We start from the raw sequence: 24746 nt of genomic DNA, 5'->3' as shown, positions 1-24746 counted from the left end.
AGCGCTGATTTAGTTTTGTACAAACAAAATAACCAATGCGGCCCAAATTAAACACCCAGCAGAAACTAGTGTGAGTCGATTACGCATGGTGATGAATGCATTCAGCGCCTCTTCATTGGAAAAATAATATTGATAAGTTTCTTTATCAATATTGCGCTGAATCACTAATGCTGAGGCTAAGATGACTAGGCCAACAGGTATATAAATGTGTAGTGCAAGCCAAGCAACTAAAGCTGGTATTACGCCCCAGATCCATGCATTACGATCTCCCCACCGATCGCCGCTGGGGGTTTTGCCTAGCTTATGTAAATTGGCACCCCAATGCATGGCACCCATGAATGCAGTGATTACCGCACCGTAACCTGCTAGCGATTCAGCACTTAAATAATTCAGTGGTGTTGGCGCAAGCTGCACCATCAGCGCAAGACCAACAAAAGGAATTAGACCAGCATAGGCTAATTTAGTAACTAGAGGAGGCAGTGGGTTCACAAAAACTTCTTTATCTGGGTTGGTTGGTGGTGGATAGTGGAAAGTGAATCGCAAAATCATTGATCGTAGGTAAAGACGCCGCGTCCAGACTTGCGACCGAGGTAGCCGGCGGCAACCATCTCGCGTAACAGTGGGCAAGGGCGATATTTAGAGTCGCTGAAGTTCTCAAAATAGACTTCCATTACAGCTAAGCAGGTATCTAGACCAATTAAATCAGCGAGGGCAAGTGGCCCAATAGGCTGGTTGCAGCCCAATTTCATACCCTCATCTATATCTTCTGGGCTAGCAAGGCCTTCATGCAGAACAAAGAAGGCTTCGTTAATCATTGGCAACAAAATACGATTCACCACAAAGCCGGGAGAGTTCTTCACAGTGATGGGCTCTTTACCAATGCGCTTGGCCATTTCAATAATGGCGGCATGGGTTGTGTCAGAGGTTTGTAAGCCTCGAATCACTTCAACTAACGCCATCAGCGGCGGCGGATTAAAAAAGTGCATACCAATGAAGCGACCTGGATTGGAATCTAAGGCTGCAAGTTTGGTAATAGAGAGTGAAGAGGTGTTCGTAGCAATAATGGTTTCTTTACTGACGATCTCATCAACCTGCTTTAGGATCTTTTCTTTGATAGCTTGATTCTCAGTAGCAGCCTCAATGACTAGTTGAAGTCCCTTGAAGTCGGCATATGAAGTTCCACCTTTGATGCGTTTAAGTGCAGCATCTTTATTCTCAATGGTAAGTATTTCTTTTTTCACCAAGCGATCTAAGCTTTTGCTAATTTGATTCAAGCCGCGTTCAACGGCAGCATCGCTGATATCAACCATGACAACATCAAGACCGGCAACTGCACAGACTTGCGCAATACCATTGCCCATCGTACCTGCCCCAATGACTCCGACTGATTGAATCTTCATGCTATTTCCTTTTTTGATACTGTGATGAACCAAATAATTGTTCCCTTGCTTTGTCATCATGTAAGGGCTTGCGTAATGCTGTTAATACTTCAACGCCACGCTTAACAGCAGGGCGCTCACCAATCATTTCAAACCAACGCTTAAAATGAGGATATTCGTTGATATCAATGCCTTGGTTCTTCCAGTTACGCGTCCAAGGAAAGATAGCAATGTCTGCTATGGAGTAACTTTTGCCAGCAATATAAGCATTATCTTTCAGTTGATGATCTATTACTCCATACAAGCGTTTGGCTTCGTTGGTATAGCGATTAATTGCGTAATCAATTTTCTCCGGGGCGTAGATTCGAAAGTGGTGGTTTTGTCCTAAAAGTGGCCCTAAGCCCCCCATTTGGAACATGAGCCATTGCAACACCTCATATTTGCCCCGGATAGATTTAGGTAAAAACTTTCCTGTTTTGGCGGCTAGGTATAGCAAGATTGCACCTGATTCGAACAGATGGACGGGTTTGCCATCGGGTCCATTGGGATCAGTGATGGCTGGAATCTTGTTATTCGGGCTGATGGCCAAGAAATCTTTCTTAAATTGATAGCCGGCGCCAATATCAATGGGATGGGCAAACCAATCTTTACCTAACTTATAGCCACACTCCTCGAGCATGATGTGAACTTTATGTCCATTTGGTGTTGGCCAGCTGTAAACATCAATGATGTCTTTATTGGGTTTGCTTATCGCCACGATTAATTCCTTTTCTATAGGGTTTGTAAACGCTCTAATGCGTTTGAAAGCGTCTTTTCTTCTTTAGCAAAACAAAAACGAATGACACCTGACTCCACTGGCTTGGCGTAAAAAGCAGAAACTGGAATAGCAGCTACGCCAATCTCGGTAGTTAACCAGGAGCAAAAATCTGCTTCACTTAATTTAGCCTGTGGGATGCCCAGCCCGGTGTAATTGACACACTGAAAATAGCTTGCCGGCGCAGGCAGTAACTTGAACTTAGTTTGCTGCAAACCTTGACGAAAGTAATCCCGCTTGGCTTGGTAAAAAGGCGGCAATCCTAAATAGTGATCTGCGTTCTTAAGGTACTCAGCAAGACCATATTGCATTGGCGTATTTACTGTAAACACGTTGAACTGATGAACCTTACGAAACTCTTTCATCATCGCTGCGGGTGCCGCAACATAGCCTATCTTCCAGCCAGTGACATGATAGGTCTTGCCAAAACTGGATATCAAAAAACTACGGGCTGCTAATTCAGGGTGACTTGCAATGCTGATATGTCGATGTCCATCAAACACCATGTGCTCGTAGACCTCGTCGCTCAAGATGAGTGCATTGGTATTTCTGACTAAATTTGCTAAGCGCTCAAGATCGGATTTTTGCCACACCATACCGGTTGGATTGTGCGGTGTATTGATCATGATGAGACGTGTTTTTGTATTGATTACTTTTGCTAGATCATCCCAAGGTATTGAATAAGAACTCACCATGCCTTGATCATCACGATTGGCAGTCAAAGATACGGCAACCGTTTTACCTCCCGCCAGATCAATGGATGGGCGATAGCTGTCGTAGGCGGGTTCAACGATGACCACTTCATCGCCTGGACCGACGCAGCACAAAATGGCGGTCATGATTCCTTGAGTGCCACCGGCAGTAATGGTGATCTCTTTATCAGGATCGTAATCATGACCATATAAAGCCAATATTTTTTGTGATACACCTTGGCGTAACTCTGCAATCCCCATCATCGGTGGATATTGATTGTGATCAGCCAGCATGGCCGCATGAACCTCGGATATCAGCTTTCGATCGCAAGGGAAGTCCGGAAAACCTTGGCCCAAATTAATCGCTTGATGTTTTGCAGCTAGGGCTGACATGATCGTAAAGACGGTTGTACCTACCTTGGGTAGGCGACTTGGAAATTCTGGGCTTAGGGCGAGGTTTTGGTCCATTAAGGCGGTTTAAGGCAAATAAGAGAGGTAGTCGCTAGAATGGTAGAAATTCATCTTCAAATTGTGCCATGTTGATCGTCCTTTCACCCGCAAAATCCCTAGATTACAAAACCCCAGCCAAGGTCAAGGCTCCAACCTTGCCAGAGTTTGTCTCAGAATCAGCTAAGTTGATAGCCGATCTCAAGAAGCTCTCGCCTCAAGAGGTCGCCGATCTGATGGGTCTTTCGGATCAGTTGGCTGCACTTAATGTGGGTCGCTATCGGGATTGGTCTAAGAAATTTACGGATGCCAACAGCAAACCCGCTATTTATGCTTTTGATGGGGATGTCTATGATGGATTTGACGTTAAGACACTGAATTCCAAAGCCATGGATTTTGCGCAAGATCATCTGCGCATTTTGTCAGGCTTGTATGGCGCTCTGCGTCCTTTAGATTTAATGCAGCCTTACCGCCTAGAGATGGGCACTTCCTTTAAGAATGCCCGGGGCAAGGATCTCTACGCTTTTTGGGGTGAGCGCGTTACTGACTCACTAAAGAAGCTGTTGGAGCAGCAAAAGAAGCCCGTGCTTCTGAATTTAGCCTCTGAAGAATATTTCAAGGTTTTGCAAGCCAAAAACTTGGATTGCCCAGTGATTTCTCCGGTATTTCAAGATGGTAAGGATGGTAAATACAAAATCATCTCCTTTTACGCCAAGCGAGCCAGGGGATTAATGGCCCGCTATGTTGTCGAAAACCGGATCACCGATCCCACAGATTTGAAGGGTTTTAATTTAGATGGCTACAAATATGTTGCCTCTGAATCTAAACCAGAAAAACCCTTATTTAGACGTCCTGAAAGAAAGTAGGAGAGTGCACCATGGCTGTTCACCGCACTAAATCCTCGCAACGCGCTTCTCCAGATGTTGAGCGCCTAGTAGCTGATGCTATTTCTTTGGCGGCTTCTGGCAGCCATATTGAAGACCAGTTTTGGGAGGAGCGCTTAAATGTTCGCTTAATGCGTCTTCTCAAAAGCCAAAACCAAAATGTGATCGATGCTTCCTTAGATCAAACGTTTCGCATTAATACGCTAGCCTTCGAGGTGCTTGCTGATTGTGCGGAGACGCTGGCCGAATCCTTAGTCATGGAGCATGAGGGTCAGAATTGGGATGTACTGCTCTTGGCTTTACCAATCGTTGCCCACACCCGTTATCAGATTCCCTCTGGGGCATTGCCTGTAAATGTGATTGAGTCTACCGCCGCCGCATTGCATAACTCAATAGCTTCTACTGATACACGCTTAGCGATTGTTCCTTGGCTGTACAGCATCGATCAAATGCCACACTCCCATTGTCAAACACGCTTGCTAACCGAGGCTTTATCTAGCGCCGCCATTACTGCCAGTGAAGTGAAGATAGAACTACGTGATATGTCAGAGACCATTGCGGTTTTAGCTGATCCACGCTTTATCATCGCCGCTATTGCTGCCCCTTCTGGAATGCCCTTATTCCGTTGGCAAGCCGAAGTACCAACACGTCAAGAGCGTGGCATGAGCTTGATTGGTTGGCAAAACGCAATGCAGGAACCTATCGCTGCACTCTTGCCGGGTTGCGAATTTGAACTCTTATTACCAGAAGCGTACTTCACCAACTGTCGGTTGGCGGATAAACATGTACGTCCACTGAGCATTCGAGCTGCCGTGAATTTTCTTGAGAGCACTCTCGGTGTGATGCCTGCTGGATTATCCTGCGTAGTGGGGGCGTTTGGTGAAGATCAGGCCGATGAGTATCGAATTTCTTTTAGCGTAAAAGGCTCTTCTGAAGTGGTGTACGGAGTCATTTGGCCTTTGTACGATCGCGAGAGTGTTGCTAACGATGCGCTTAATGATTTGTCTGATGACGAAAGTCCAATGAAGCGAATTGCAGATGCGCTTCGTAATGCTGGCGTTGAAGACGTCTTCCGCCATGCAATGCTCTTTGACCCAGAGCTTTGTGATGACTGTGGAGCGCCGCTGTTTCCGGATCGATCGGGTGACGCTGTGCATGCTGAGTTACCAGATGATGCACCGATACAGCAACCTTTATTTCACTGAGCAAATTCAGTCAGCTTTAAAACTAAAAGATGCAGATAAAAAAGTCGAGAATCTCTCGGCTTTTTTACTATGAAGCATTACTTTTAGTTCTGTACAAAAGGCTCTGAATTCGCAAACAAGTGCGGGAGCTTGCCGGTTTTCATTTCTGCTGTTTGGCAGAAATCAGCCAGGCGAGTTCCAGACTTAATATTGAAGAGCATGGCCTTATTACCCAACACTACAAGATCGTGTCCAGTAGCGGCATTTTTATAACGCAAGCTTCCTGGTAGGGAATTTTCGCGCTTCAAGTCAAACGTTTTGGATTCCCAAGTGAGGCGAATCGTTTCTGTTGTACCTGAAGTTTTAAATTGCTTACTTTCGCTACAAGTCCAAGTGGATACTTCTTCGCTAGCAGTGACTGGGGCCGAACCTAAAAGGCCGGCTGCAAGCAAGCTAGCGATGAGAAGGGTTTGCTTCATATGTATAAATCCTTATGAGAGGAGATGCTTAACGCCAGCTTGCTCTTCAAGCAATTCATTGAGCGTGTGGTTCATGCGTTCGCGAGAGAACTCATCAATTTCTAAACCTTCCACCATCTTGTATTCACCATTCTCGCAAACTACTGGATAACCGTAGATTACTTCAGCGGGAATACCGTATTCGCCCTTGGATGCAATACCCATAGTGACCCATTTACCATTGGTGCCCAGAACCCAATCGCGCACATGATCAATTGCCGCATTAGCTGCTGATGCTGCAGAAGAAAGGCCACGCGCTTCAATAATGGCAGCGCCACGTTTACCGACTGTAGGAATGAAAGTATCTTTATTCCATGCTGCATCGTTGATGCTGTCTTTTACAGACTTACCATCGATAGTCGCAAAGCGATAGTCTGGGTACATTGTTGGGCTATGGTTACCCCAAACAACCAATTTCTCAATATCTGCAACAGGCTTATTCAGCTTGTTAGCCAATTGTGAGAGAGCACGGTTGTGATCCAAGCGCAACATGGCTGTGAAATTCTTCGCAGGAATATCTGGTGCAGACTTCATAGCGATGTAGGCGTTCGTGTTTGCTGGATTGCCAACTACCAATACTTTTACTGTTTTTTTGGCTACGGCATTCAATGCCTTGCCTTGCGCTGTAAAAATCTGGGCATTGGCTGAGAGCAAATCTTTGCGCTCCATGCCTGGGCCGCGCGGACGTGCACCAACCAATAAAGCAACATCAATGTCTTTGAATGCTGTCATTGGGTCAGAGTGGGCTGTCATGCCTGCCAATAGGGGGAAAGCGCAGTCCTCGAGCTCCATCATTACGCCAGCAAGGGCTTTTTGAGCTTTTTCGTCTGGAATTTCTAGTAGCTGCAGGATAACTGGCTGATCTTTGCCTAACAAATCGCCATTGGCGATACGAAAGAGGAGTGAATATCCGATTTGACCGGCTGCACCGGTGACTGCAACACGCATTGGGGCTTTTGCCATTACTAATAACTCCAGTTGAGGTTAATTAACTATTTTTTCTATTATCCATTTAAGTGTATGTACTTTTCCATTTACACTAGCAATATGTCTTATATAAGATATGAGATAAGTCTCAATTTTATCCAACATCAGTTGTCCTGGAGCTAATTTGTCCCTGATATCCGAACCCATTGCCTCATTTAGCCCTCTATATGAGCAGATTAAAGCCATGATTTTGGCGAGCTTGCAGGCCTCCGAATGGTTGCCTGGTGATGCAATACCCAGTGAGATGGAGCTTGCAGCACGGTATGCGGTGAGCCAGGGAACTGTTCGTAAGGCGATTGATGAGTTAGCCGCCCAAAACTTGCTAATACGTCGCCAGGGTAAGGGTACCTTTGTGGCAACCCACCAAGAGGAAGACTTCCAGTATCGTTTTTTGCGTTTAGAGCCAGATTCTGGTGAGAAGTTGCACTTGAAAAATCAGTTTTTAGCCTGTGAGAACATCAAATCGGATCCCTATATTGCTCAGTTGCTCAAGATAAAGCCAGATGATTTAATTATCCGGATCGAGCGAGTGCAAAGCTCAGCAGGTAGACCTATCGTTTTTGAAGAAATTTGGCTGCCAGAAGCCCGCTTTAAGGGCTTAAACCTAGAAACGCTCAATGCTTGGTTTGGTCCGATGTATGCCTTTTATGAGTCTGAATATGCCACGCATATGGTTCGGGCGGAGGAAAAAATCAAGGCCGTCTTGGCGGGACCAGACCTTGCCAAATATCTGCAAGTTTCAGAGGGCACCGCCTTACTTTCAGTTGAGCGTGTGGCTTTTACCTACGGGAATAAACCAGTAGAAATTCGACGGGCTAGATATGACACTGATGGGCAGCATTACGACAATAAATTGAACTAGGTAGTACACTCAAAATCAGCAAAAACCAGTTTTTAACCCCTTTAAACGCTAAAAAGTCCCCACCAGCCCCAGGTTTCTAATAGAATATGTTGCAACACAACAAAACCGCACTGAACCTCCACCGAAAGATTGAGATTGCCCATGGTTGACGCACAGCAAAATGCAAAAAAAGACAGACCCGTTTTCCGAAATATTGGTCTTGCTCAGTTAATCAAGTACCGCCTTCCTTGGGCTGGGAAAGTTTCCATTCTTCACCGCATCAGCGGAGCGGCACTGTTCTTGATGTTGCCATTCTTGCTCTACCTCTTAGACCAAAGCTTAGCCTCTGAAATCAGTTATCAAACCTTTCAGGCAATTACCGGTCATGCGCTAGTAAAAATTGTTCTTCTTGGATTGATTTGGTCTTTTTTGCACCACTTTTGTGCTGGAATTCGCTATCTCTTATTGGATTTGGAGATTGGCGTTGAAAAGGCTGATGCCAACCGCTCAGCGATTTTCGTATTTTGCTTAGGGCTAGCTCTAACTGCGATTGTTGGTCTCAAATTATTCGGCTTGTACTAAGCGCTTCTCTATTTAAGGAAATCGAATGCCTATTTATCAAATTGGACCTAAGCGCTTAGTTGTTGGCGCCCATTACGGCCTCAAAGAGTGGATTATTCAGCGCGCCACAGCCATCGTGATGGTAGTTTTTACGATCGTTCTTTTGGTGGACTACTGCATCACCGGTAGTGCGACTTATGAGGGTTGGGCTGCCTTATTTAGCAACCAGTTCATGAAGCTCTTGACACTGTTATTTTTCATCAGCTTGTTCTATCACGCTTGGATTGGCATTCGTGATATCTGGATGGATTACATCAAGCCTGTCAGCATTCGTTTAACACTCCAAGTGTTAACGGTTTTGTATCTTGTAGCCTGTGCGGCCTATGCCGTACAAATTTTGTGGAAAGTGTAATTCAATGACCGCGATTAAAAAAGTGTTACCACGCCGTCGGTTCGACGCGGTAATTATCGGTGCAGGTGGTTCAGGCATGCGCGCTTCTTTGCAGTTAGCAGAAGCTGGCCTGAATGTTGCGGTACTAACTAAAGTTTTCCCGACACGTTCACATACTGTTGCTGCTCAGGGCGGTATCGGTGCTTCACTCGGTAATATGAGTGAAGACAACTGGCACTATCATTTTTACGACACGATCAAAGGTTCAGACTGGTTAGGCGACCAAGACGTAATCGAGTTTATGTGCCGCGAAGCTCCCAAAGTTGTTTATGAGCTTGAGCACTTCGGTATGCCGTTCGACCGCAATCCAGATGGCACTATTTATCAGCGCCCATTTGGTGGGCACACAGCAAACTATGGCGAGAAAGCAGTCCAACGTGCTTGCGCTGCAGCTGACCGTACTGGCCATGCCATGTTGCACACCTTGTACCAACGAAACGTTCGTGCAAAGACAAACTTCTTCGTTGAGTGGTTAGCTCTGGATTTGATTCGTGATGACGCAGGTGATGTTGTTGGTGTGACTGCGCTCGAAATGGAAACGGGCCAAGTATATATTTTAGAAACCAAAGTAGTCATGATGGCTACTGGCGGTGCGGGCCGTATTTGGGATGCGTCTACCAATGCGTTCATTAATACTGGCGATGGTATGGGTCTCGCTGCGCGTGCAGGTATTCCATTGGAAGATATGGAGTTCTGGCAATTCCACCCAACCGGCGTAGCTGGTGCAGGCGTGCTGTTGACAGAGGGCTGTCGCGGTGAGGGCGCTATCTTGCGTAACAAGGATGGCGAGCGTTTCATGGAGCGTTATGCCCCTACCTATAAAGACTTGGCTCCACGTGACTTTATTTCACGCTGCATGGACCAAGAGATTAAAGAAGGGCGCGGTTGTGGCCCCAACGGTGACTATGTGGTTTTGGATTTGACACACATCGGCGCTGAGACCATCATGAAGCGTTTGCCTTCTGTCTATGAAATCGGCATCAACTTCGCTAACGTAGACGTTACTAAAGAACCAATTCCTGTTGTGCCAACTATTCACTATCAGATGGGCGGCATTCCTACCAACATTAACGGCCAAGTAGTTGTGCCGGGCAATGGTAAGCATAACGACATCGTTAATGGCTTGTACGCTATTGGAGAGTGCTCTTGTGTATCCGTTCACGGTGCAAACCGTTTAGGCACGAATTCATTGCTCGACTTGTTAGTATTTGGTCGTGCTGCAGGTAACCACATTGTTGCAATGGATCTCAAGAGCCGCGAATTCAAACCATTACCTGAAAATGCTGGCGAGAAAACTTTGGCTCGCATTGCTGCCCTTGATAACTCGACTTCTGGTGAGTATGCACAAGATGTTGCAAACGATATTCGCAAGACTATGCAGAAATACGCCGGCGTATTCCGCAATCAAGAATTGATGGACGAGGGCGTTCGTCAAATGGCCAAGCTAACTGAGCGTGCTAAGCACATATGGCTTAAGGATAAGTCTGAGATTTTCAATACTGCGCGTATCGAAGCTTTAGAGGTTGCGAACTTAATTGAAACTGCAAACGCGACCATGATTTCAGCGGCTGCCCGTAAAGAAAGTCGTGGCGCACATTCACATGATGACCATCAACATCGTGATGATGAGCACTGGATGAAACATACGCTTTGGTACAGCGAAGGTAATCGACTTGACTATAAGCCGGTTGTCCTCAAGCCATTGACGGTTGAGTCTTTCCCTCCTAAAGAACGTACTTTCTAAGCGAAGAGAAATTAAAATGAGTGATATTCGTGTATTTGAAATTTACCGCTACGACCCAGATGTCGATACTGCCCCACGTATGGAGCGCTATGAGCTTGAATTAACTGGTGAGCGTATGTTGCTGGACGCCTTGATTTCTTTAAAGAAACAAGATGAAAGTATTACCTATCGTCGTTCATGTCGTGAAGGTGTTTGTGGTTCAGATGCTATGAACATTAACGGTAAGAACGGATTGGCCTGCTTAACTAATATGTTGACCTTGCCTAAAGTCATTACATTGCGCCCATTGCCTGGTTTACCAGTGGTGCGTGATTTGATCGTGGATATGACTTTGTTCTTTAAACAATATCTCTCTATCAAGCCTTACTTGGTGAATGACAATCCATTCCCAGAGAAAGAGCGTCTCCAGAGCCCTGAAGAGCGTGAAGAGTTGAATGGTTTGTATGAGTGCATCTTGTGCGCCTCTTGCTCAACTTCATGTCCATCTTTCTGGTGGAATCCAGATAAGTTTGTTGGACCGGCTGGCTTGCTTCAGGCGTATCGCTTTATTGCAGACAGCCGTGATGAAGATACAGCGCAGCGTTTAGATAACTTAGAAGACCCATACCGTTTATTCCGTTGCCATACCATCATGAATTGCGTGGATGTTTGCCCTAAGCATCTCAATCCAACCAAGGCAATTGGAAAGATCAAGGAATTGATGGTACGTAGGGCGGTATGACCCTCAGTAATGCAGAGTTATATCGCTTAAAGAGTGATGCCCGTAGGGGTTTGCTTGAAAACGACCTTATTCTGCAGCGTTTTTTTGAGCGCTATGGCTCTCAATTAAGCGTAGAAGATGGAAAAGTATTGAGCCTATTATTTGCTTTAGAAGACAATGACTTGATGGACCTTTTAATTAGTCGCAGGGATTCTGTGGCTGGATTGGAAAAAGAATCTCAAGAGGCCTCTTTTAAGGCGGTTTTACAAAAGCTGAGACAGAAGTGATTCAGCACCGTGTTGCAGTTGGATGCTTGATCGCATGTTGTGGTAATTATCAATTTGAATGACTAAGGATTAGAAATGATTGAATCGGACATCAAGGCAAAACTATCGTTTTCGGACGGCACACCAGATATCGACTTGCCAATATACAAAGGCACCGTTGGTCCTGATGTAATTGATATTCGTAAGCTTTACGGTCAAACCGGTAAGTTTACTTACGATTCAGGTTTTTTGTCTACCGCTTCCTGTAATAGCAAAATCACTTATATCGATGGCGATAAAGGGGAGTTGCTCTATCGTGGTTACCCAATTGAAGACCTTGCGCATAACTGCGATTTCTTGGAAGTTTGCTATCTTCTAATCAATGGTGAGCTTCCAAATGCCACCGTGAAAAAAGATTTCGAGAATTTGGTGACCCATCACACGATGGTTCATGAGCAAATGCAATTCTTTTTGCGCGGTTTCCGACGTGATGCACATCCAATGTCTGTATTAACTGGTTTGGTTGGTGCGATGGCAGCCTTTTACCATGACGCCATTGATTACAGCCAACCTAAGGCGCGTGAAATTGCACAGATTCGTCTGATTGCTAAGATGCCAACCTTGGTTGCAATGTCTTATAAGTATTCTGTGGGACAGCCATTTATCTACCCAGATAACTCTTTGTCTTACACAGCTAACTTTATGCGCATGATGTTTGCGACACCTTGTGAAGAGTACAAGACCAATCCAGTGTTGGTTCGCGCTTTGGATCGCATCTTTATTTTGCATGCTGACCATGAGCAAAATGCCTCGACTTCAACAGTGCGTTTGTGCGGATCCTCTGGTACCAATCCATTTGCTGCAATCTCTGCTGGTATTGCTTGTCTCTGGGGCCCAGCCCACGGCGGTGCAAACGAAGCTTGCTTAGAGATGCTTAATGACATACAGGCTAGCGGTGGTGTAGATAATATTCATGAGTTTATTGCCCAAGTTAAAGATAAGAACTCTAGCGTTCGCTTGATGGGCTTTGGTCATCGCGTTTACAAAAACTTCGATCCACGTGCAAAGTTGATGCGTGAAACTTGTCATGAAGTATTGAAAGAACTGGGTCTGGAGAATGATCCATTGTTCAAGCTGGCCATGACTCTTGAGAAGATTGCTTTGGAAGATGAATATTTTGTCAGCCGCAAGCTCTATCCAAACGTGGACTTCTACTCCGGAATCGTTCAGCGCGCTTTAGGCATCCCAACTGAAATGTTTACTTGTGTATTTGCCTTAGCGAGAACGGTAGGTTGGATTGCTCAGTGGGAAGAAATGATTACTGATTCTGAGTACAAGATTGGCCGTCCACGTCAGTTATATGTTGGAGAGACTTCGCGTAAAGTTCCTAACATCTCTGTTCGTAAATAAAAGTTTTCGAGGGTATTTATGTCACGCACGCTCTATGACAAATTGTGGGATGACCATGTCGTCTATTCCGAAGATGATGGCACGGCCACGATTTATATCGATCGTCAGTTATTGCATGAAGTAACAAGCCCTCAGGCTTTTGAGGGGCTCAATTTAGCTGGTCGTCCAGTGTGGCGGATCTCTGCCAATCTGGCTGTTTCAGATCACAATGTTCCAACAACGGATCGCTCCGAAGGGATTGCTGATCCGATATCGAAGTTACAAGTAGACACCTTAGATCAAAACTGCGACGCCTTTGGTATTACGCAATACAAAATGAACGATACCCGCCAAGGAATTGTTCACGTCATTGGACCAGAGCAGGGCGCTACCTTGCCTGGCATGACTGTAGTCTGCGGTGATTCACATACTAGCACTCATGGCGCCTTTGGTGCGCTGGCTTTTGGTATTGGGACATCTGAAGTGGAGCACGTATTAGCTACCCAAACTTTGCTGATGAAAAAAAGCAAGAACATGTTGGTGAAGGTAGATGGACGCCTTCAACCTGGCTCTACAGCAAAAGATATCGTACTTGCCGTCATTGGTAAGATCGGCACTGCAGGCGGAACTGGTTACACCATCGAGTTTGCTGGGGAAGCTATTCGTAACCTCTCCATGGAGGGTCGCATGACTGTCTGCAATATGGCAATTGAGGCGGGCGCTCGTGCTGGAATTGTGGCAGTGGATGAAAGCACGATCGAATATATCCAAGGCAGACCTTATGCTCCCAAAGGTGAGGCTTTACGTCATGCTTTGCAATATTGGCGCACCCTACATTCAGATTCAGATGCGCAGTTTGATGCTGTAGTTGAGTTACGTGCGGAAGAAATTGCTCCCCAAGTGACTTGGGGGACTTCTCCTGAAATGGTATTAGCCATTAGTGAGCGTGTTCCCGATCCTGAAAAAGAACGCGATGCAAACAAGCGTTCTGCAATGGAGCGTGCACTTGAATACATGGGTCTTGTGCCCAACACTCCATTAAGCAACATCTCTATTGATAAAGTATTTATCGGGTCTTGCACCAATAGTCGTATCGAAGATATTCGCGCTGCTGCCAAAGTGGTTGATCGTCTAGGTAAGAAGTTGGCTTCTAATGTGAAGTTGGCATTAGTAGTTCCTGGCTCTGGATTGGTTAAAGCCCAAGCTGAACGTGAAGGTTTAGATCGTGTATTTAAAGCTGCTGGCTTTGAGTGGCGTGAGCCTGGTTGCTCTATGTGTTTGGCAATGAATGCCGATCGACTTGAGCCTGGTGAGCGTTGTGCATCTACATCTAATCGTAACTTTGAGGGTCGCCAAGGTAATGGTGGCAGAACGCACTTAGTGAGCCCAGCGATGGCTGCCGCTGCTGCGATTGAAGGTCATTTTGTTGATGTTCGTAAGATTTCTTAAGGAGATATAGTGTTTAAATGGTCCTCATTCACAATGATTAAAAAATTGACGATAGTTGCTGCCATCGGCATCATCCTATCTGCTTGTGCAAACACAATGGAAGGCATGGGTAAAGATCTTCAAACCATGGGCAATTCTATGGGCGGAAGTAAAAATACCAACACATCCAATCAGTCCCAAACTCAAGGGAAAGATGTTGTTGTGACTCCAGTCAAATAAGCACACACAGTCAATATTTAGTAAAGATCACCATGGAAAAATTTACGGTATACAAAGGCTTGGTAGTTCCGCTTAATCGCGAAAATGTAGATACCGATGCCATCATCCCCAAGCAATTCTTAAAATCAATTAAGAAAACAGGTTTTGGCCATAATTTGTTTGATGAATGGCGTTATCTGGATCATGGTGAGCCTGGTCAAGACTGTAGTACGCGCCCAATTAATCCAGACTTTGTTTTAAACCAACCGCGCTATAAAGATGCCGGAATATTGCTTGCCCGCAAGAACTTTGGCTGTGGCAGCTCCCGCGAGCACGCACCTTGGGCTTTGGATCAATATGGCTTTAGAGCGGTCATTGCCCCTAGTTTTGCAGACATCTTTAACAATAATTGCTTTAAGAATGGCCTTTTACCGATTGCCCTCTCTGAGTTGCAGGTAGATCATTTATTTAATGAAACCCTTGCTTTTAGCGGCTATCAGCTCACAATTGATCTAGAGGCTCAGCAAGTCATCTTGCCTGATGGAACCACTTATAGCTTTGATGTGGCGCCATTCAGAAAGCATTGCCTGCTGAACGGCTTAGACGATATTGGCTTAACCCTGCAACATGCAGATAAAATCAAGGCTTACGAAGCTGAGCGCATTCTCAAGATGCCTTGGCTTGCGACACAACTGCCGTAGTTTTATAGAGTTAAAGGCCTTTTCATGAAAATTGCAGTCCTACCGGGCGATGGTATCGGCCCGGAAATCGTCGCTGAAGCAGTTAAGGTGTTAAACGCGCTCGGCCCTAAATTTGACCTTGAGTCAGCCCCAGTTGGTGGCGCTGCTTATGATGTGTCCGGCCATCCATTGCCACCTGTGACTCTAGAGCTTGCTAAAAAAGCAGATGCTATTTTGTTTGGTGCGGTGGGCGACTGGAAATATGACGCCTTGGCTCGCGAACTCCGCCCAGAGCAAGCCATCTTAGGCTTGCGTAAGCATCTTGAACTATTTGCTAATTTCAGACCTGCTATTTGTTATGACGAGCTTACCTCAGCATCAAGCTTGAAACCTGAAATTGTTAGCGGCCTCGATATCTTGATTATTCGCGAACTGAACGGCGATATCTACTTTGGTCAGCCACGGGGTATTCGTACTTCTGAATTGCCTTTATTCAAGGGTGCGCGCGAAGGCTTTGACATGATGCATTACAGCGAGCCTGAAGTCGAGCGTATCGGCCGCGTAGCTTTTGAAGCAGCCCGCAAACGTGGCAAGAAGGTGTGCAGCGTAGATAAGGCTAATGTATTAGAGACTTCGCAGTTGTGGCGCGAAGTCATGATTCGCGTGAGCAAAGATTATCCCGATATCGAGTTATCTCATATGTATGTAGATAACGCAGCTATGCAACTAGTTAAAGCGCCTAAAGCATTTGATGTTGTAGTGACTGGCAACCTGTTTGGTGACATTTTGTCTGACGAGGCGGCTATGTTAACTGGCTCAATTGGTATGTTGCCATCCGCTTCATTGGATAAAAACAATAAAGGCTTGTATGAGCCGAGCCATGGCTCTGCGCCAGATATTGCTGGTAAAGGTATCGCCAATCCATTGGCAACGATTCTTTCTGCTGCCATGATGCTGCGTTACTCATTGGGTTTACCTGCGGAAGCGGATCGGATTGAGGCGGCAGTCCAAAAGGTGTTATCTCAAGGTTTACGTACCACTGATATCTACACTGAAGGTACTAAAAAAGTTTCTACCGTTGAAATGGGCGATGCCGTTGTTGCCGCTCTTTCCAAATGAGAATTACTCACACTCGAAAATATTGCAACATCCTGAATAGATAGTTGATCATCATGTTAAATACAAAAAATCCTTTAGTAGGCTTAGTCGGCTGGCGCGGTATGGTTGGTAGCGTTCTCATGGAGAGAATGCTGGCTGAAAAGGATTTTGATTTAATTGAGCCTGTTTTTTTCAGCACTAGTCAGGCTGGTGGTGCAGTTCCACTCCTAAACGGTCAAAAAGTGACCAAGAGTGAAAATATCTTGCTAGATGCGAATGACATCAAGGCACTTGCGCGTTGTGACATCATTTTGACTTGTCAGGGCGGTGATTACACCAATGAGATTTTCCCTAAGCTACGTGCTGCTGGTTGGCAAGGTCATTGGATTGATGCGGCAAGTGCGTTGCGCATGAAGGATGATGCAGTCCTAGTCCTTGATCCAGTAAATCGTCCAGTGATTGATAAAGCATTAGCAGCCGGTGGAAAAAACTGGATTGGTAGTAACTGTACAGTCAGCCTCATGATGATGGCTATGGGCGGGCTAGTGAAAGCCGATATGGTTGAGTGGATCAGCGCTATGACTTATCAGGCTGCTTCTGGTGCTGGTGCGCAAAATATGCGCGAGCTACTGTTGCAGATGGGTGCTTTGCGCGATAGCGTAGCAACCGAGTTGGCTGATCCTTCTTCTTGGATTCTGGATATTGATCGCAAAATCACTGAAACATTACGTTCACCTGATTTTCCAAAGAAAAACTTTCGCAATACTCCTTTAGCGGGTAGTTTGATTCCTTGGATTGATGTTCCTGTGGAGAATGGTCAAACCAAAGAAGAGTGGAAAGGCGGAGCTGAATTTAATAAGATCTTAGGCCGCCCTGCGTTTAGAACCCCAGGGAGCATTCCAATAGATGGTTTATGTGTTCGTGTTGGAGCGATGCGCTGCCACTCACAAGGTCTCACCATCAAACTTAAAAAAGATATTCCGCTCAAAGAGATTGAGTCAATATTGGCCAATGACAATCAATGGGTCAAGGTGATTCCAAATGATCGCGAGACTACTGAGCGTGAACTATCTCCAGCAGCTGTTAGCGGCACATTGACGGTACCCATCGGACGATTGCATAAAATGGCGATGGGCCCTGAATATCTTGGAGCTTTTACTGTAGGCGATCAACTATTGTGGGGTGCTGCTGAGCCCTTACGTCGAATGTTAAAAATTCTATTGGATAGCAATGCGTAATACTCAAATGCTGAAATTTATCTTTGCTAGTTTTATCGGTCTTGCGCTATCAACCAGTGCCCTTGCCGTTAGCTTAGGCAAGGCGAATCTGGTATCTAACCCTGGCGAAAGTCTTCGAATTGAGGTGCCCATTGAATTAGCTCCAGATGAGCAAGCTCTTTTAACAACTTTATCGGCATCAATACCAACTGCAAGCGCTTATGAGCGCCTCGGTATTTCACCTAAAATTTTGGACTTTAATACCCAAGTAATGGTGTATCGATCAAAGGATGAGCGTTTGATGGTTTTGGTAGAAACGGTGAAAGCCGTGCCGATCTCTGAGGATATCTTCGTAGATTTATTACTCACCTTAAATTGGTCAACAGGTTCAATAACCAGAATATATACATTTTTAAACGGGACTATTCCGAAGTTCATTGTTGAGCCTGGACAAACGCTATCTTCGATAGCTTCACAGATGGATCCAGGTTCACCAGAGTTTTCGATGGACCAGAAAATGATGGCTTTATATCAAGCCAACCCAGATGCTTTCGCGGGTGGCAATATTAATCGTTTGCGGGCTGGTTCCGAGCTCTTGATTCCTGATTCCGCCTCAGTACAGGCGATTGATTCTAAGCTTGCTAAAGATTTTGTAGACTCGGCGGCGCAACAATTGACTGGGAAAAAGAGTGACCAGTCTAGTGTAGAGGTTAGTGTAGATGATGTTGTTAACTCTGCAAATCGCTTAAAAATCGGTTCTAGTGGTGACAGTGATGCAGATACTAAGCGCATTACAGAAGAAATAGTGGCGCAAGAAAAAATTCTCGAACAAACTAATGCTAGAGCACAAGAGCTAGAGAAGAATATTGCAGACTTAAAAAAATTATTAGCTGAACCTCAAGGTGCCTCAGAGGTGTCTGATTCTGGAAAGATTGGGTTTAACGCAAAGATACTCTTTCTTGGCTTGCTTGCCCTTGTTTTAATTGCCGGTCTTTTGATTTGGTTCTTTATCAGTCATTCACGTAAAACTCCATTGCCTCACATCCACGCTCGTGACTACTCGGCCGAGCAAGTACAAGTGCAATCTCCATCGTCCGATCACCATGCTAGAGATCATGCTCATCATGAGGGAATGTCCGATAAAGCCAAGACATTATTCGGAAGCATTAATCTGGATTTGCCTGTTGCAAAGCCTGCCACGTCAGATCTGACACCTGACGAACTGAGAGTTAGATTAAATCTAGCCCGAGCCTATATCACTATTGAAGATTTTTCCGCTGCCAAGAAATCGCTTGAAGAGATTGTCCGTATTGGCGCATCAATTGACCCTGAGATTGTGGTTGAAGCGCAAGGTGTTTTGGCCGAGCTTTCAAATAACAATAGTTAAATCTTAATGCGCATTGCCCTTGGACTTCAGTATGACGGCAGTGCTTTTTCTGGATGGCAGACACAGGTAAATCAGCCTACTATTCAAGCTGAGTTGGAGAAGGCCATTACCTCGTTTGTCGGTAATGAGGCCCAGTACTCTGATCCTATTCGCGTAACTACTGCCGGCCGAACAGATACTGGTGTGCATGCATTGGGTCAAGTTGTTCACTTTGATGTCGAAGTTGAGCGTGAAAACTGGTCTTGGGTAAGGGGGGTTAATGCATTCCTCCCAGAATCTATTGTGATCAATTGGGCTCAGCCAGTTTCGGATGAGTTTAGCGCTCGCTATTCTGCTCATGAGCGTACTTATATTTATGCCTTGCATGCAGGTCCTTGTCGATCCCCTATGACTGCCGACCGTGCTGGTTATGTAATGCTTCCAGCAGATCGCTGGTTTGATATTGATGCGATAAGATTGGCTTCCGAATGTCTGATTGGTGAGCATGATTTCACCTCTTTCCGCTCCTCAGAATGTCAAAGTAAGACTCCAGTGAAGACCATGTATTCCATCGAAATTTTCTCCAGTGAGCCATGGCTGTATTTCAGGATCAAAGGGAATGCCTTCTTGCATCACATGGTTCGCAATTTAGTAGGGAGCTTCATCCAAATTGGCGTAGGTAAACAATCAGCTAATTGGATGGCCGAGGTTTTGGCCGCAAAAGATCGTAGTGTTGCAGCCCCTACGTTTTCACCTGCAGGCCTCTATTTAGCTCAAATTGCCTACCCAGAAGAATTTAACATCCCAAAACCATGGCTTTCGAATTCTTGGTTGCCTAAGGCGATTTTCGTTTAAATATGCCTTTAATAGCTCAAGACCCTTATCATTTCCCCATATGGGCTTAATAACAAACTCCCCAGGCCGAACTAGGGTCAAAATCTGCGGTCTCAAGACACCGGGTGATGTCGACGCTGCTATTGCCTCTGGTGTTGATGCACTCGGCTTCGTCTTTTATCCCCCTAGCCCTAGAGCCGTTACGCCAAATATAGCCGCGACATTGATTTCTAGGCTTCCTGCAGGGGTTGATGCAGTCGGATTAGTCGTCAATGCGACCGATGCTGAATTCGAGGCTATCAGAGCCACTGCCCCGATTACTTTGTGGCAGTTTCATGGGGATGAGTCACCAGAGGAATGCCACCGCCTAGCTGCAGGTCAGCCTTGGATGAAGGCTGCACGTATTGGAGCAGGCTTCGCGTTTGATGATTTTTCCCTACAATATAGGCAAGCAAATGCTCTTTTGCTCGATGCGCTCGTTGTGGGCTATGGAGGAGGGGGCATTCCTTTTGATTGGTCAGGAATTCCACAAGCATGGATAAGCGCAAACGCGCCTCGGGTCGTTTTGAGTGGTGGATTGAACGTTCACAACGTGGGCGAAGCTATTGCTCGTCTACATCCTTGCGCGGTTGACGTCTCTAGTGGCGTAGAAATCAGCAAAGGTGTAAAAGACCACGCCTTGATGAAAGAGTTTATCGAGGCAGTGCGTGCGGCAGATGCAAGCACGCTAACCTAATCATTTGCTGTAACTATTAAAAGAGGTATTTATGTACGATAAGCCAGATGCACGAGGACACTTCGGTCCTTATGGTGGCGTATTTGTTTCAGAAACGCTGATGTTTGCTTTGGATGAGTTGAAAGCAGCTTATGCAAAATACCAATATGATCCAGAATTTTTAGAAGAATTTCATTACGAACTCAAACATTTTGTTGGTCGTCCGTCGCCGGTTTATCACGCCAAGCGTTGGAGTGAGATATTGGGTGGCGCACAAATTTATCTTAAGCGAGAAGATTTAAATCACACTGGCGCACATAAAATCAATAACGTGATTGGTCAAGCGATGTTGGCTAAACGTATGGGTAAGCCACGCATCATCGCTGAGACTGGAGCAGGGCAGCATGGTGTTGCTACTGCAACTATTTGCGCTCGCTTTGGTTTAGATTGCACTGTTTATCAGGGTTCTGTTGATGTAGCACGTCAAGCCCAAAATGTGTTCCGTATGAAATTGCTTGGCGCAAAAGTGGTGCCTGTTGAATCTGGAACGAAGACGCTGAAAGATGCATTAAATGAAGCAATGCGTGACTGGGTTACTAATGTGGAAGATACCTTCTACATTATCGGCACCGTCGCTGGACCCCATCCTTACCCAATGATGGTCCGAGACTTTCAAAGCGTGATCGGTGAGGAATGCAAAATACAAATGCCTGTCATGACTGGGCGTCAGCCAGACTATGTCATGGCCTGTGTTGGCGGTGGTTCTAACGCCATGGGCATTTTCTATCCCTACATTGATTTCCCAGAAGTGAAATTGATTGGTGTCGAGGCTGCAGGCCACGGTCTCAATAGTGGCCTTCATTCTGCAGCCCTTTGCGTTGGAAAGCCAGGCGTATTGCACGGCAATCGTACCTATCTTTTGCAAGATGAAAATGGGCAAATATCTGAAACACATTCTGTTTCTGCTGGTATGGATTACCCCGGAGTTGGTCCCGAGCATGCATGGTTAAAAGACTCAGGTCGCGCTGACTATGTGGCGATAACTGACCATGAGGCATTGAAAGCTTTTCATGACTGCTGTCGTATTGAGGGCATTATTCCTGCCCTAGAATCTGCCCATGCAATTGCATATGCATGCAAATTGGCACCTACGCTTTCTAAAGATAAAACTATTTTGGTGAACTTATCTGGTCGAGGTGACAAGGATATGCATACCGTTGCGCAAGCCACTGGTTCAGAGGGTTAATCCATAGCTAATCATTTGCCTACATACAAGAATAATTACGAATTGCCATGTCAAAAATTACTGCACTCTTCACTGAGCTAAAAGCTAGCGGAAAAAAAGGTCTGATCCCCTTTATTACTGCTGGTGACCCCGATCCAAAACTTACTGTTGAATTAATGCACGCATTAGTCCGCGGTGGCTCTAACGTTATTGAGCTTGGGGTGCCATTTTCCGATCCAATGGCTGATGGACCAGTGATTCAACGCTCGTCTGAAAGAGCGCTCACTCAAGGTGTTACCTTGCATGGCTGCTTACAGATGGTGAAAGAGTTTCGTAAAACCGATGTAGATACACCAGTCGTTTTAATGGGCTATGCCAATCCAGTCGAGCAGATGGGAGCAGAGCGCTTTGCGACGGAAGCTAAAGCTGCCGGGGTTGATGGTGTTCTGATCGTGGACTACCCTCCAGAAGAGTGTGTCGATTTTGCTACCCAAATGAAGGCTGCTGGAGTTGACCCTATTTTTCTATTGGCACCCACTTCATCACCAGAGCGTATAAAAGACGCGGCCAAAATAGCTTCTGGTTATATCTATTACGTTTCCATGCGGGGGGTAACAGGTGCATCTCATCTGAATACTCAGGATGTGGCCAGCATTATTCCCACGATTCGTGAAGTTACGTCAATTCCGATCGCGGTGGGTTTTGGTATTAATGATGCTGAAAGTGCCCGGGCAGTATCAAAAACAGCGGATGCGGTGGTGATTGGCAGTCGAATTATTCGTCTTTTGGAGGATTCTGCTCCTGGCCAGGCGGTACAATCACTCGAAACCTTTATACGTGAGATTCGCGTTGCTTTAGATAGTTAATGTACTGGATAGTTAAAGACTGATGAGCTGGATCGATAAATTACTACCCCCACAAATCCAACATACGGATCCTGCTAATCGCAAATCTGTCCCTGAGGGACTTTGGATTAAGTGCCCCAGCTGTGAAACCGTACTTTATAGCACTGATATCGAAGCAAATTTATCGGTTTGCCCAAAATGCAGTCACCACATGCGCATTGGTGCACGTCAGCGCCTAGATAGTCTTTTGGACCCGAAAGGCCGCTATGAGATTGGCGCCGATATCTTTCCAATCGACCCACTCAAATTTAAAGATTCCAAAAAGTATCCCGATCGTCTTAAAGAAGCTAGCGATGCCTCTGGTGAATCCGAGGCCTTAATTGTTCTTGGTGGAAAGATTGAAAGCATTCCAGTAGTAGCTGCCTGTTTTGAATTCCAATACATGGGTGGTTCAATGGGTTCGGTTGTAGGTGAGCGTTTTGCCCGTGGCGTACAAGAGGCCATTGCTAAGAAGTGTGCTTTTATTTGCGTCACCGCAACCGGCGGTGCACGTATGCAAGAAAGTTTGCTGTCTCTATTTCAGATGGCTAAAACAAACTCGATGCTGACTTTGCTATCTAAAAAAGGTTTGCCTTACATCAGCGTCTTAACAGACCCAACGATGGGCGGAATTTCTGCTAGCTTCGCGTTTATGGGTGATGTTGTCATGGCTGAACCCAAGGCCTTAATTGGTTTTGCGGGGCCGCGCGTGATCGAGCAAACTGTCCGTGAAAAATTACCAGAAGGTTTTCAGCGCTCTGAGTTTTTGTTGCAAAAGGGCGGCATCGACATGATTGTTGATCGTCGACAGATGCGTGGTGAGATTGCCCGTTTGTTGGCTTTGCTCCAGCAACTCCCTGAGCCTGCGATTGCGGGTAGCGCAGCTGTATAAAGCGCTTGAACCCCGCCCTCCAAACCCCCACCCTTTTTTCTAGCTTAACAGCTTGGCTTAGTCACCTCGAAACGGCTCACCCTGTTGGTATCGACATGGGCCTTGATCGTATTAGTCGTGTAAAAGATGCGCTAGGCCTTCAATTTGATTGCCCCGTTATTACCGTGGCTGGCACCAATGGCAAAGGTTCAACCTGTGCTTATCTTGAAAGTATTTTGCTGGCGTCTGGCTATAAGGTTGGTTGCCATATGTCTCCCCATTTACTCGTCTTTAATGAGCGTGCACGCGTTAACGGCGAAGAGGTAAAAGATGATCTTTTGCTAGAGCATTTTGCAGTCGTTGAAAAAGCGCGCGCCAGCTTAGCGGATGCACCAACCTTAACGTATTTTGAATTCACCACCTTGGCCATTATGCATTTGTTTTCCAAGGCAAACTTAGATGCAGTAGTCCTTGAAGTAGGTATGGGCGGTCGCTTGGATGCTGTCAATATTGTTGATACAGATTGCGCGATTGTTACGAGCATTGATATTGATCATGCTGATTTTTTGGGCGGCACACGCGAGGCAATCGGTTTTGAAAAGGCTGGCATTTTCAGGGCCGGCAGTATCGCGGTCTGTGGTGACCCTGTGCCTCCACAATCTTTGATTGATCACGCAGAAAAACTCGGATGTGATTTGTGGTTACAGGGCCGTGACTATAACTTTCAAGGTGATAAGCAGCAGTGGGCTTGGGCAGGTCGTCAAAAGCGTTTCAGTGGTTTGAGCTATCCCGCATTACGGGGTGCCAATCAGATTCTGAATGCATCCGCTGTGATTGCCGCTTTGATGGCTTTACATCAGCGACTGCCAGTTAGCGCACAGGATATTCGTAATGGCTTTGCTATGGTGGAGCTGCCTGGTCGTTTTCAGGTTCTACCAGGTCAGCCAACCATTGTTTTAGATGTCGCCCACAATCCGCATGCAGCAGCTACCTTAGGGCAAGGCTTGGACAAGATGGGATACCACCCATATACGTATGCCATTTTTGGCGCAATGGCGGATAAGGATATTGCTGGGGTTATTAAGCCCCTGTTAAATAACGTGGACTTCTGGTTTTGTACTAATTTACCAACCCCACGCGCCGCTAGTGCCACAGCACTATCTGAGAAGCTGGTAGATCTGGGTGTAGCCGTCAAAAATGGTGAAGATGGCGGTATTGAGTGCTTCCCAGATCCTGCTGCAGCGTATCAAAAAGCGCTTTCTATGGCTGGTGAGGGTGATAGAATTGTCATCTTCGGATCCTTCTATACCGTTGCCGGCGTAATGGCATATCGAAATAACCAGGCCCATTGA

General features: G+C 45.9%; 27 protein-coding genes. 21 read left to right on the top strand and 6 right to left on the bottom strand.

From position 1 onward, the window contains the following. Positions 1-9: 9 nt before the first annotated feature. Genes FD977_RS05920 through FD977_RS05905 form a run of 4 tightly spaced genes read right to left on the bottom strand, consistent with a single transcriptional unit; the run spans position 10 to position 3353 of the window. A complete protein-coding gene (locus FD977_RS05920; protein ID WP_215304187.1) occupies positions 10-549 on the bottom strand; it encodes a DUF3429 domain-containing protein in 540 nt (179 codons plus the stop codon). Next, complete coding sequence (locus FD977_RS05915) at positions 546-1400, bottom strand: 3-hydroxybutyryl-CoA dehydrogenase (protein WP_215304186.1); 855 nt, start codon at positions 1398-1400, stop codon at positions 546-548. The genes FD977_RS05920 and FD977_RS05915 overlap by 4 nt, the downstream gene beginning before the upstream one ends. 1 nt (position 1401) lies before the next feature. After that, complete coding sequence (locus FD977_RS05910) at positions 1402-2109, bottom strand: glutathione binding-like protein (RefSeq protein WP_215307067.1); 708 nt, start codon at positions 2107-2109, stop codon at positions 1402-1404. Positions 2110-2150: 41 nt separating this feature from the next. Then, a complete protein-coding gene (locus FD977_RS05905) occupies positions 2151-3353 on the bottom strand; it encodes a methionine aminotransferase (RefSeq protein WP_215304185.1) in 1203 nt (400 codons plus the stop codon). A 68-nt stretch (positions 3354-3421) separates the two neighbouring features. On the opposite strand from FD977_RS05905, the gene yaaA reads away from it, so the two are divergent. Both yaaA and FD977_RS05895 read left to right on the top strand, forming a co-directional pair. Continuing rightward, on the top strand, positions 3422-4198 hold the full coding sequence (gene yaaA / locus FD977_RS05900; protein ID WP_215304184.1) for a peroxide stress protein YaaA: 777 nt from the start codon (positions 3422-3424) through the stop codon (positions 4196-4198). An 11-nt stretch (positions 4199-4209) separates the two neighbouring features. After that, positions 4210-5421, top strand: coding sequence for a DUF2863 family protein (locus FD977_RS05895; RefSeq protein WP_215304183.1), 1212 nt, complete (start codon positions 4210-4212; stop codon positions 5419-5421). Between the two features lie 83 nt (positions 5422-5504). On the opposite strand, the gene FD977_RS05890 is transcribed toward FD977_RS05895, so the two are convergent. Together FD977_RS05890 and FD977_RS05885 are read right to left on the bottom strand one after the other, a co-directional pair. After that, the gene (locus FD977_RS05890) at positions 5505-5879 is read right to left on the bottom strand and encodes a hypothetical protein (RefSeq protein ID WP_215304182.1); all 375 of its coding nucleotides are present in this window, start codon (positions 5877-5879) and stop codon (positions 5505-5507) included. A gap of 12 nt (positions 5880-5891) precedes the next feature. Further along, positions 5892-6881: a malate dehydrogenase gene (locus FD977_RS05885; RefSeq protein WP_215304181.1), complete on the bottom strand. Its 990-nt coding sequence runs from the start codon at positions 6879-6881 to the stop codon at positions 5892-5894. 148 nt (positions 6882-7029) lie between these two features. On the opposite strand from FD977_RS05885, the gene FD977_RS05880 reads away from it, so the two are divergent. The 19 genes from FD977_RS05880 to folC all read left to right on the top strand — a co-directional run bounded on the left by FD977_RS05880 (position 7030) and on the right by folC (position 24746). After that, a complete protein-coding gene (locus FD977_RS05880) occupies positions 7030-7767 on the top strand; it encodes a GntR family transcriptional regulator (protein WP_215304180.1) in 738 nt (245 codons plus the stop codon). A 141-nt stretch (positions 7768-7908) separates the two neighbouring features. Then, positions 7909-8328, top strand: a complete 420-nt coding sequence (gene sdhC, locus FD977_RS05875) for a succinate dehydrogenase, cytochrome b556 subunit (protein WP_215304179.1) — start codon at positions 7909-7911, stop codon at positions 8326-8328. A 25-nt stretch (positions 8329-8353) separates the two neighbouring features. Then, positions 8354-8719 carry a succinate dehydrogenase, hydrophobic membrane anchor protein gene (gene sdhD, locus FD977_RS05870; RefSeq protein ID WP_215304178.1) on the top strand — a complete coding sequence of 122 codons (366 nt, stop codon included), beginning with the start codon at positions 8354-8356 and terminating at the stop codon, positions 8717-8719. A gap of 4 nt (positions 8720-8723) precedes the next feature. Next, positions 8724-10502, top strand: coding sequence for a succinate dehydrogenase flavoprotein subunit (sdhA, locus tag FD977_RS05865; protein WP_215304177.1), 1779 nt, complete (start codon positions 8724-8726; stop codon positions 10500-10502). A 16-nt stretch (positions 10503-10518) separates the two neighbouring features. Further along, positions 10519-11223: a succinate dehydrogenase iron-sulfur subunit gene (locus tag FD977_RS05860; RefSeq protein ID WP_215304176.1), complete on the top strand. Its 705-nt coding sequence runs from the start codon at positions 10519-10521 to the stop codon at positions 11221-11223. Continuing rightward, a complete protein-coding gene (locus tag FD977_RS05855) occupies positions 11220-11489 on the top strand; it encodes a succinate dehydrogenase assembly factor 2 (RefSeq protein WP_215304175.1) in 270 nt (89 codons plus the stop codon). Before FD977_RS05860 ends, FD977_RS05855 begins: the two co-directional genes overlap by 4 nt. A gap of 75 nt (positions 11490-11564) precedes the next feature. Beyond that, positions 11565-12878 carry a citrate synthase gene (gene gltA / locus FD977_RS05850; RefSeq protein WP_215304174.1) on the top strand — a complete coding sequence of 438 codons (1314 nt, stop codon included), beginning with the start codon at positions 11565-11567 and terminating at the stop codon, positions 12876-12878. An 18-nt stretch (positions 12879-12896) separates the two neighbouring features. Beyond that, positions 12897-14306 (top strand): 3-isopropylmalate dehydratase large subunit, encoded by a 1410-nt coding sequence (gene leuC, locus FD977_RS05845; RefSeq protein WP_215304173.1) that lies wholly within the window; start codon positions 12897-12899, stop codon positions 14304-14306. Positions 14307-14339: 33 nt separating this feature from the next. Beyond that, complete coding sequence (locus FD977_RS05840) at positions 14340-14525, top strand: hypothetical protein (protein ID WP_215304172.1); 186 nt, start codon at positions 14340-14342, stop codon at positions 14523-14525. A 32-nt stretch (positions 14526-14557) separates the two neighbouring features. Then, on the top strand, positions 14558-15205 hold the full coding sequence (leuD, locus tag FD977_RS05835; RefSeq protein WP_215304171.1) for a 3-isopropylmalate dehydratase small subunit: 648 nt from the start codon (positions 14558-14560) through the stop codon (positions 15203-15205). A gap of 24 nt (positions 15206-15229) precedes the next feature. After that, the gene (gene leuB, locus FD977_RS05830) at positions 15230-16303 is read left to right on the top strand and encodes a 3-isopropylmalate dehydrogenase (protein ID WP_215304170.1); all 1074 of its coding nucleotides are present in this window, start codon (positions 15230-15232) and stop codon (positions 16301-16303) included. Between the two features lie 53 nt (positions 16304-16356). Further along, entirely contained in the window at positions 16357-17520 is a 1164-nt protein-coding gene (gene asd / locus FD977_RS05825) for an aspartate-semialdehyde dehydrogenase (RefSeq protein WP_215304169.1), read from the top strand. After that, a complete protein-coding gene (locus FD977_RS05820) occupies positions 17513-18886 on the top strand; it encodes a FimV/HubP family polar landmark protein (RefSeq protein WP_215304168.1) in 1374 nt (457 codons plus the stop codon). The genes asd and FD977_RS05820 overlap by 8 nt, the downstream gene beginning before the upstream one ends. A 6-nt stretch (positions 18887-18892) precedes the next feature. Next, entirely contained in the window at positions 18893-19720 is an 828-nt protein-coding gene (gene truA / locus FD977_RS05815) for a tRNA pseudouridine(38-40) synthase TruA (RefSeq protein ID WP_215304167.1), read from the top strand. A 40-nt stretch (positions 19721-19760) separates the two neighbouring features. Next, entirely contained in the window at positions 19761-20435 is a 675-nt protein-coding gene (locus FD977_RS05810; RefSeq protein WP_215304166.1) for a phosphoribosylanthranilate isomerase, read from the top strand. 31 nt (positions 20436-20466) lie between these two features. After that, on the top strand, positions 20467-21660 hold the full coding sequence (gene trpB / locus FD977_RS05805; protein WP_215304165.1) for a tryptophan synthase subunit beta: 1194 nt from the start codon (positions 20467-20469) through the stop codon (positions 21658-21660). Between the two features lie 47 nt (positions 21661-21707). After that, positions 21708-22505 carry a tryptophan synthase subunit alpha gene (gene trpA / locus FD977_RS05800; RefSeq protein ID WP_215304164.1) on the top strand — a complete coding sequence of 266 codons (798 nt, stop codon included), beginning with the start codon at positions 21708-21710 and terminating at the stop codon, positions 22503-22505. A gap of 22 nt (positions 22506-22527) precedes the next feature. Next, a complete protein-coding gene (accD, locus tag FD977_RS05795; RefSeq protein ID WP_215304163.1) occupies positions 22528-23415 on the top strand; it encodes an acetyl-CoA carboxylase, carboxyltransferase subunit beta in 888 nt (295 codons plus the stop codon). 5 nt (positions 23416-23420) lie between these two features. Then, positions 23421-24746, top strand: a complete 1326-nt coding sequence (folC, locus tag FD977_RS05790) for a bifunctional tetrahydrofolate synthase/dihydrofolate synthase (protein ID WP_215304162.1) — start codon at positions 23421-23423, stop codon at positions 24744-24746.

The organism is Polynucleobacter sp. AP-Elch-400A-B2 (assembly GCF_018688355.1).
In the GTDB taxonomy this organism is placed as follows: domain Bacteria; phylum Pseudomonadota; class Gammaproteobacteria; order Burkholderiales; family Burkholderiaceae; genus Polynucleobacter.
The sequence above is the reverse complement of the archived record's forward strand: the minus strand, read 5'-3'. Positions and strand labels throughout refer to the sequence as shown.

Bases quoted from the DNA above. Each gene is read 5' to 3' on its own strand.
- FD977_RS05855 (WP_215304175.1), top strand. From the start codon at position 11,220: ATGACCCTCAGTAATGCAGAGTTATATCGCTTAAAGAGTGATGCCCGT.
- FD977_RS05810 (WP_215304166.1), top strand. From the start codon at position 19,761: ATGGGCTTAATAACAAACTCCCCAGGCCGAACTAGGGTCAAAATCTGC.
- sdhD (WP_215304178.1), top strand. From the start codon at position 8,354: ATGCCTATTTATCAAATTGGACCTAAGCGCTTAGTTGTTGGCGCCCAT.
- trpB (WP_215304165.1), top strand. From the start codon at position 20,467: ATGTACGATAAGCCAGATGCACGAGGACACTTCGGTCCTTATGGTGGC.
- accD (WP_215304163.1), top strand. From the start codon at position 22,528: ATGAGCTGGATCGATAAATTACTACCCCCACAAATCCAACATACGGAT.
- gltA (WP_215304174.1), top strand. From the start codon at position 11,565: ATGATTGAATCGGACATCAAGGCAAAACTATCGTTTTCGGACGGCACA.
- asd (WP_215304169.1), top strand. From the start codon at position 16,357: ATGTTAAATACAAAAAATCCTTTAGTAGGCTTAGTCGGCTGGCGCGGT.
- sdhC (WP_215304179.1), top strand. From the start codon at position 7,909: ATGGTTGACGCACAGCAAAATGCAAAAAAAGACAGACCCGTTTTCCGA.
- sdhA (WP_215304177.1), top strand. From the start codon at position 8,724: ATGACCGCGATTAAAAAAGTGTTACCACGCCGTCGGTTCGACGCGGTA.
- yaaA (WP_215304184.1), top strand. From the start codon at position 3,422: ATGTTGATCGTCCTTTCACCCGCAAAATCCCTAGATTACAAAACCCCA.
- leuC (WP_215304173.1), top strand. From the start codon at position 12,897: ATGTCACGCACGCTCTATGACAAATTGTGGGATGACCATGTCGTCTAT.
- FD977_RS05890 (WP_215304182.1), bottom strand. From the start codon at position 5,879: ATGAAGCAAACCCTTCTCATCGCTAGCTTGCTTGCAGCCGGCCTTTTA.
- FD977_RS05905 (WP_215304185.1), bottom strand. From the start codon at position 3,353: ATGGACCAAAACCTCGCCCTAAGCCCAGAATTTCCAAGTCGCCTACCC.
- FD977_RS05820 (WP_215304168.1), top strand. From the start codon at position 17,513: ATGCGTAATACTCAAATGCTGAAATTTATCTTTGCTAGTTTTATCGGT.
- FD977_RS05915 (WP_215304186.1), bottom strand. From the start codon at position 1,400: ATGAAGATTCAATCAGTCGGAGTCATTGGGGCAGGTACGATGGGCAAT.
- truA (WP_215304167.1), top strand. From the start codon at position 18,893: ATGCGCATTGCCCTTGGACTTCAGTATGACGGCAGTGCTTTTTCTGGA.
- FD977_RS05885 (WP_215304181.1), bottom strand. From the start codon at position 6,881: ATGGCAAAAGCCCCAATGCGTGTTGCAGTCACCGGTGCAGCCGGTCAA.
- trpA (WP_215304164.1), top strand. From the start codon at position 21,708: ATGTCAAAAATTACTGCACTCTTCACTGAGCTAAAAGCTAGCGGAAAA.
- FD977_RS05920 (WP_215304187.1), bottom strand. From the start codon at position 549: ATGATTTTGCGATTCACTTTCCACTATCCACCACCAACCAACCCAGAT.
- leuB (WP_215304170.1), top strand. From the start codon at position 15,230: ATGAAAATTGCAGTCCTACCGGGCGATGGTATCGGCCCGGAAATCGTC.
- FD977_RS05860 (WP_215304176.1), top strand. From the start codon at position 10,519: ATGAGTGATATTCGTGTATTTGAAATTTACCGCTACGACCCAGATGTC.
- leuD (WP_215304171.1), top strand. From the start codon at position 14,558: ATGGAAAAATTTACGGTATACAAAGGCTTGGTAGTTCCGCTTAATCGC.
- FD977_RS05840 (WP_215304172.1), top strand. From the start codon at position 14,340: ATGATTAAAAAATTGACGATAGTTGCTGCCATCGGCATCATCCTATCT.
- FD977_RS05895 (WP_215304183.1), top strand. From the start codon at position 4,210: ATGGCTGTTCACCGCACTAAATCCTCGCAACGCGCTTCTCCAGATGTT.